Below are 6,434 nucleotides of genomic sequence, written 5' to 3' on the forward strand. Positions count from 1 at the left end.
GATGCTCGCCAGCCGGCCCCATACCCTATACGCGATGGCAAGATGACCCTCCGCCGTGTGACTTCCGCACTAGCTGACCACCCGCTCCGGATGTGATAAAAACATCGTGACCAATGTTACGGAAACCGAACCGCTTGTTGCCGAAAAACCCGCCGATTCACACGCAAATCGTTCCGATCTTCCTTACGCCGGCCATCCAGCCGGCGTTGACGCGTCAGCGCCACAACCCGGAGAACATCGCGGGAGGCGCCAGTTGCTGAGAGAGTTCTTCATTGCCCTGTCCTCCAATCGGTCATTGCGCCATTTTGCGGAAAATAATCCGTTGGGTCAGCGCATGGCGAAGCGCTTCGTTGCGGGCAATCATGTTGCCGACGGCGTCCAGGTCACCCGAGAGCTCAATGCACGCGGGATTGGCGTCAGCATCGACAACCTCGGTGAAAACGTCACCAACGTGGAAGAAGCCCGCCACAGCTCCAAGCTCTATCACCAGATGATCGATGAGATCGTCACCGGCGGGCTCAACTGTAACGTCAGCCTCAAGCTTACGCACATGGGCTTCGACGTCGATGAAAAGCTGTGCCGCGAGCTTGTCAGTGACCTGGTCGATCACGCAGCGCGCGTCAATTGCTTCGTCCGCGTGGATATGGAGGGCTCTCCCTATACGCAGAAGACTCTCGATGTCGTTCACGACCTGCACGCCCGTCCTGGACACGAGGGCCGCATCGGCACAGTCATCCAGGCTTACCTTTACCGCAGCGAAAAGGACGTGGAGCAACTTCTCGCCAACCGGATTCGTATCCGCTTGTGCAAGGGCGCCTACAAGGAGCCTGCCAATATCGCCTTCCAGGACAAGGCCGACGTCGACAAGAACTACTTCCATCTGACCAAGATTCTCCTCAAGAGCGGTGTCTATCACGGCATCGCCACGCACGATGAGAACATCATCAAGCAGACGCGCGAGTTCGCGGTCCGCGAAAAAATCGACCGCGACTCCTTCGAATTCCAGATGCTCTACGGCATTCGCCGTGATCTCCAGGAGCAGCTCGTGAAGGACGGGTGGCGCATGCGTGTGTATGTCCCATTCGGCACCGAGTGGTACCCGTACTTCATGCGTCGGCTGGCGGAGCGTCCCGCAAACGCCCTGTTCATTGCGAAGAACCTGCTTCGTAAGTAGCCGTAAACGAGACCTGCCCAGACCTGAGCTATAATCCAGAACCGTGGGGTTAGCAGGTGCGCATTCAGCATACCTGTCGCGCCTTCTCATCTACCTGACGTGACGGGGTGTATTTATGTCTGCCGCGGGGTCGCGCACTATTCTTTGTGTCGACGATGAGCCCGCCGGCTTGCGTCTGCGCGCTACGATCCTGCAGCAGCGCGGATATCGCGTTCTTACCGCAACCACAGCGGAAGAAGCGCTCGCTAAGTTCAAATCTGAACCTGTAGATCTCGTCGTCTCCGACCATATGCTCGGACGCCAAACCGGCACGCAAATGGCGCAGGAGATGAAGAAGCTCAACCCGAACATTCCAATCCTCATCGTCTCGGGTACCACTGAAATCCCTGCCGATATTCAGAACGCCGATGGCTTCCTGAGCAAGCTTGATGGACCGGAGCAACTCATCACACGGATCGGAGAGATGCTGAGTCGGGTATCGACTACCGCGGCTCCTGTCTCTGAAGTAAACCGCGATTTGGAGCGTGCGTACGAAGAACTTCGCGACAGCCAGGCCCGCCTGGCCGGAATCGTCAACTCCACCATGGACGCCATCATCACGGTGGACCAGAACCAAAGGATTGTGCTGTTCAACTCATCGGCTGAAAAGATCTTCGGCTACAAATCCGACGACATGATGGGACAGCCGCTTGACTGGCTGATCCCTGACGCGGCCCGCGCCGCTCACCGCATTCACATTCGCAACTTCGGCGAAACGGGCGTTACCACCCGAAGCATGCATTCTCCGCGTCAACTCACCGGGCTTCGCGCCGGAAACGTCGAGTTCCCTATTGAAGCCACCATCTCGCAAGTGGAAGCCGCCGGCCAGAAGCTCTATACGGTTGTCCTTCGCGACATTACCGAACGCAAACGCGCAGAAGAAGAGCTGCACCGCTCGGAGAGAATGGCAGTTGCCGGACGGATGGCCGCCACGGTCGCGCACGAGATCAACAATCCCCTTGAGAGCGTCACGAACGCCCTCTACCTGGTGGAACGCTCTTCCTCGCTGGACGCGCAAAGCCGCGATCTCGTCCGCATCGCGCAGGATGAGCTCAGACGGGTAGTTCAGATCACCAAGCTAACTCTCGGCTTCTCACGCCAGGACGAGCGCGTATTCTCCGAAGTTTCTCCCGGCGAGATTATCGACAATGTTTTAACGCTGTATGGCCGGAAGTTGAAGACACTCGGCGTTAACGTCGACAAAAGATATGAATCGCAAAACACGATCAAGGCAGTTGCCGGGGAGTTGCGGCAGGTTTTCTCCAACCTGATCGTTAACGCCGCCGATGCCCTGGCCGACACTGGCGACCGGCTAATCATTCGCATCAACGATTCGGGCGATTGGCGCGATCTCTCACGTAGAGGTGTTCGAACCTCTGTGTTCGACAATGGCTCCGGAATTTACGCCTTCGATCGCCGTCGTCTCTTTGAACCCTTCTACAGCACGAAGGGACAGAAGGGTACCGGCTTGGGGTTGTGGGTCTCGCGTGGAATCGTTCAGAAACATGGCGGATCCATTCGTGTACGCAGCTCTGTGTCGCCCGGAAAATCCGGCACCGTATTTTCCGTCTTTCTGCCGAATGTGCCGCCCAATTCCGATGAGGGTTACCCCCGCTAAGCCCAGCCCACCTTCAAGTGCTTGAAAATAAAAGATGATCCTCCTCCAGCCGCTCCGGTCCCCTTCGTTTTTGCTAGCATCCAAATCTGTATGAGCGATTGGGCATCCGGACTTCGTGGAGATTTCGCGGCACTCGTCGCCGACGACGTCGATGAGCACCAGATCTCGGTGGCTCGTGCTGCTCTGACTATTGCGCGGATGGAGTATCCGAATCTCGAAGTCGATCAATATATTGAGCGCCTCGAATGGTACGCAGCTCGTGTGGAGCAGATGCTTCCCTCGGTTCCGGAAACGCCCCAGGTTATTGCCGCGCTGAATTATGTCTTGTTCGAAGAAGAAAAATTCCGCGGCAACTCCGACGACTATTACGATCCCCGAAACTCATTCCTGAACGACGTACTCGATCGTAGGACAGGAATCCCGATTACGCTCGCGCTCGTGTATATGGAAGTCGCGCATCGTATCGGATTTCCGCTTTTCGGTGTTGGCATGCCTGGGCACTTCCTGCTCAAGCACTATGACGTGGACGGCAGCGAGACGCTGCTTGATCCTTTCCACGCGGGCAGCATTCTAAGCGCCGACGACTGCCAGGAGCGTCTCAACCAGATTTACGCCGGCCAGGTTCCGCTTCAGCCCGAGTTCCTGCACACGGTCACGCGTCGCCAGTGGCTCACGCGCATGCTCAATAATCTGCGGCAGATCTACCTGAACCGCCGCGACTTCAAGCGTGCGCTGATTGTTGTTGATCTGGTGCTGGCCATTCATCCGCGTTCGGCCGAAGACAGAAAAGAACGGGGTATGCTGCGCTACGCCGTGGGTCAGCTTCGTGGCGCTGCGGAAGACCTGGAGACGTACGTCCGCATGGCTCCCGACGCCAGCGACGCCGACGAGATGCGGCAAACAGCTCTTACCCTCCGTCAGCGCCTGGTAATGATGAACTGAGATTTTCCTTCGAATAAGTGGGAAGAAGAAAAGCCCGGTGGCTATCACCGGGCTTCTTAGCAGGAAATCACTTTAATCGTCCTGGTCGGAACTTGGGGGCGAGGGGTTGGAATCTCGCAATTCGAGCCAGCGCGTGAGGATGTCGCGCTCCTCGTCGTTGTAGCTCTTCTTGAACTGATCGGAGTTCATCGTTTTCTGACGCTGCTCCGGCGGCATACTGAGTAACGCCCGGAACTGGTCTCGCAGCGCGTTGCGCCGTTCATCCGGCAGGGCGCGCATACGGTCAAACAGTGCCCGCGCTCGCTGATGTTGCTCCGGAGTCATGTTTTGCCACGCTTCCATTCGCGTCAGAATCTGTTGCTGGCGATCCGGAGGCAAGGCATTGAACCACTCTAGCCGCTCGCGAAGCTTCTTCTGCCGGTCTGCCGGCAGGTTTTGGAAATTGGGGTCTTTTTCGAGAGCTTTTTGTTTTTCGGATGCCGTCAGGTTCTTGCTGTTGCGAAGCCAATCACCAAAGTGTGGTCCCGGGCCTCTCCTCGATGACGGATCGGAAGACTGACCAAATCCGCCGCGACCCCCGCGTTGTCCGGGCGGAGGACCTCCCTGACTGCCTCGACCCTGCGCAAAAGCGGGTACACACAGCGCAGTCGCAAGCGCTATTGTCCAGATTGTTTTCGACGGTGGCATGGCTGAACCTATATTCCGTTATGGAGTAGCAGTCGTAGAAGTGTTGTCCGCCAATTCGTCCAACATTTCAAGATTCTGCAACACGTCGCTGTTCTTATCCAGATACTGCAGGTCGTTCGCCGCTGACACGGTTTTTGAATTTACCGGCTGCGGCTGCTTGGAACCACTCTGGAACAGGGCGACGCTCATCACCAGCAACGCTGCCATGCTGACCGCCAGTGCCGGCTTGCGGAACCAGCTCAACCAGCCCGGCGAAGATTCCTTGACCGCCTCTTCCCTCATGCGCGCCTTCAGGCGCGTCATGAAGTAGGGAGACGTATCCTCCGGAGCCTTCCACTCGTCCAGCAACGCCATGGTCTTGTTCATCGATTGCAGCTCGGACGCACAAGCCGGACATGCCGCGAAGTGGGCCTTCACTTCGGGCGCGACCGGTTCCCCAACCATCACGTCAAAAAGATGTTCGCGAATCTCATTGCACTGCATGGTATTGCCTCAAATAAATTCCTTTAACCGCTCCCGCAATGTTTCGTATGCACGAAACAACAGCGACTTCGTCGCCGATTCACTGATGTTCAATACCTCGGAAATTTGTTTGTAGTCCATTCCCTGGTATTTATGCATGAACACCGCATTCCGCTGTCTTTCCGGTAATGCCTGCACATGCTTCTTGATCGCAGCCAGCCGTTCTCGCCGGATCAAATCCTGCTCGGCGTTGATGCTCTTGTCCGCCAGGTCCATCGTCGTGCCGGTTTCCTCATCCGGCTCGTCGAGGCTTACGCTCATCTCGGGACGCTCATATTTCGTGTCCCGGATATAGTTAACGGACAGGTTCGATGCAATCCTGTACAGCCAGGTGCTGAATTTCGCTTCCGCGTTATACGTCGAACGCGCGCGGTAGACCCGAAGGAAGACTTCCTGCGCTAGTTCCTCCGCAAGATGAGTATTGCGGGTAACGCGGTACATGAAACCCAGCATCGGGCGACGGTACTTCTCGACCAGATACTCGAAGGCCGAGTCGTCTCCGTCTTTCACCTGCAGCATCAGATCGGCGTCGGTCAGGGTGGCGGCTCCGGGTTGCAGTTTACTCGTTCGGCTGGCCGAACGTGAATCCTGATTGCCCTTGGAAGTGCCGCCCAGCAGACCCGGGTTTAGGGCTACGCTGCTCACGTCAGAACAAACCCCGTCGTCGCCGGAAAGTTGCGTATTACCAACGTCATCCGGCTCCATGGACGGTTGTGGCAGGTACCCCGAATTGTCCGTGTATTCAGGCATCAGCCAGAACCCCAGAACGGGCTCGTTCATTATCCCAGAACCGTGCCTTTTTGTGCACACTTTGAGTTCCCTTTCAGGGACCGGAAGCCTTGCTCCGCCTAAACTACCGCTTAATTCGTTAATTTGACGCTGTCCTTTGCCTGCTTTATAGTGAATTTGACCTGTGTACTGGCTTTTGGGGGCGCTTAACTCAGCGGTAGAGTGCCATCTTCACACGGTGGAAGTCATAGGTTCGAATCCTATAGCGCCCACCAGTTCGTTTCCCGAATCGGTATCCCTCCCAAATAGGCAAAAGGCTGGGTAAGGGAGTTCCGCTTTCGGCTTGCGTATCCACAAGTTCCGTGGGTAGTATCACAGGGTCCTACGAAGTATCGCTCCCGTAATGGGGGTCCGCGCGCCTCGAATCCTGGCGCTAGACGGACGTGAATAGTTCAAAAATTCCAGCCTTTTCCCATCGCCCCGTTCGCGACTGGGAACTGCGCAAACCACTTAGGAAACATACGGTTAGAGCGAATCGGATTCTAGAGTTAGTTTTGCCCAAAGTGGGAATAGAAACATCACGAACAAACGAGTCATTCAATGAATACTGGACCGAATCACCCCTCCGGAGGTTCCGGAGGCGGTAAGGGTAGGCGCCGTCGCGGGCGTCGCGGAGGTCCCGGCGGACGTCCGGGCGGACACGGCAGCGGCGGGGGCCAAGGT

6 protein-coding genes and 1 tRNA gene are annotated in these 6,434 nt (G+C 56.7%); 4 read left to right on the forward strand and 3 right to left on the reverse strand.

Translation table 11 applies throughout. From position 1 onward, the window contains the following. Positions 1–334: 334 nt before the first annotated feature. The 3 genes from VN577_19420 to VN577_19430 all read left to right on the forward strand — a co-directional run bounded on the left by VN577_19420 (position 335) and on the right by VN577_19430 (position 3,773). Complete coding sequence (locus tag VN577_19420) at positions 335–1,174, forward strand: proline dehydrogenase family protein (GenBank protein ID HWR17008.1); 840 nt, start codon at positions 335–337, stop codon at positions 1,172–1,174. Positions 1,175–1,289: 115 nt separating this feature from the next. Continuing rightward, positions 1,290–2,831, forward strand: coding sequence for a PAS domain S-box protein (locus tag VN577_19425; protein ID HWR17009.1), 1,542 nt, complete (start codon positions 1,290–1,292; stop codon positions 2,829–2,831). Positions 2,832–2,921: 90 nt separating this feature from the next. Then, positions 2,922–3,773, forward strand: coding sequence for a transglutaminase-like domain-containing protein (locus VN577_19430; protein ID HWR17010.1), 852 nt, complete (start codon positions 2,922–2,924; stop codon positions 3,771–3,773). A gap of 72 nt (positions 3,774–3,845) precedes the next feature. Here the strand turns inward: VN577_19430 and VN577_19435 are convergent, their stop codons facing one another. The 3 genes from VN577_19435 to VN577_19445 are packed head-to-tail and all read right to left on the reverse strand — an operon-like array spanning position 3,846 to position 5,762. Continuing rightward, positions 3,846–4,460, reverse strand: coding sequence for a DUF3106 domain-containing protein (locus VN577_19435; protein HWR17011.1), 615 nt, complete (start codon positions 4,458–4,460; stop codon positions 3,846–3,848). An 18-nt stretch (positions 4,461–4,478) separates the two neighbouring features. After that, positions 4,479–4,943, reverse strand: a complete 465-nt coding sequence (locus tag VN577_19440) for a hypothetical protein (protein ID HWR17012.1) — start codon at positions 4,941–4,943, stop codon at positions 4,479–4,481. A gap of 9 nt (positions 4,944–4,952) precedes the next feature. After that, entirely contained in the window at positions 4,953–5,762 is an 810-nt protein-coding gene (locus VN577_19445) for an RNA polymerase sigma factor (GenBank protein ID HWR17013.1), read from the reverse strand. Between the two features lie 149 nt (positions 5,763–5,911). On the opposite strand from VN577_19445, the gene VN577_19450 reads away from it, so the two are divergent. Beyond that, a tRNA-Val gene (locus VN577_19450) sits at positions 5,912–5,986 on the forward strand. The last annotated feature ends 448 nt before the right edge of the window (positions 5,987–6,434 follow it).

It is taken from the genome of Terriglobales bacterium, from assembly GCA_035561515.1.
Lineage (GTDB): Bacteria > Acidobacteriota > Terriglobia > Terriglobales > Acidobacteriaceae > DATMXP01.

Coding starts and splice junctions, on each gene's coding strand:
- VN577_19420 (HWR17008.1), top strand. CDS start 335: ATGGCGAAGCGCTTCGTTGCGGGCAATCATGTTGCCGACGGCGTCCAG.
- VN577_19430 (HWR17010.1), top strand. CDS start 2,922: ATGAGCGATTGGGCATCCGGACTTCGTGGAGATTTCGCGGCACTCGTC.
- VN577_19440 (HWR17012.1), bottom strand. CDS start 4,943: ATGCAGTGCAATGAGATTCGCGAACATCTTTTTGACGTGATGGTTGGG.
- VN577_19425 (HWR17009.1), top strand. CDS start 1,290: ATGTCTGCCGCGGGGTCGCGCACTATTCTTTGTGTCGACGATGAGCCC.
- VN577_19435 (HWR17011.1), bottom strand. CDS start 4,460: ATGCCACCGTCGAAAACAATCTGGACAATAGCGCTTGCGACTGCGCTG.
- VN577_19445 (HWR17013.1), bottom strand. CDS start 5,762: ATGAACGAGCCCGTTCTGGGGTTCTGGCTGATGCCTGAATACACGGAC.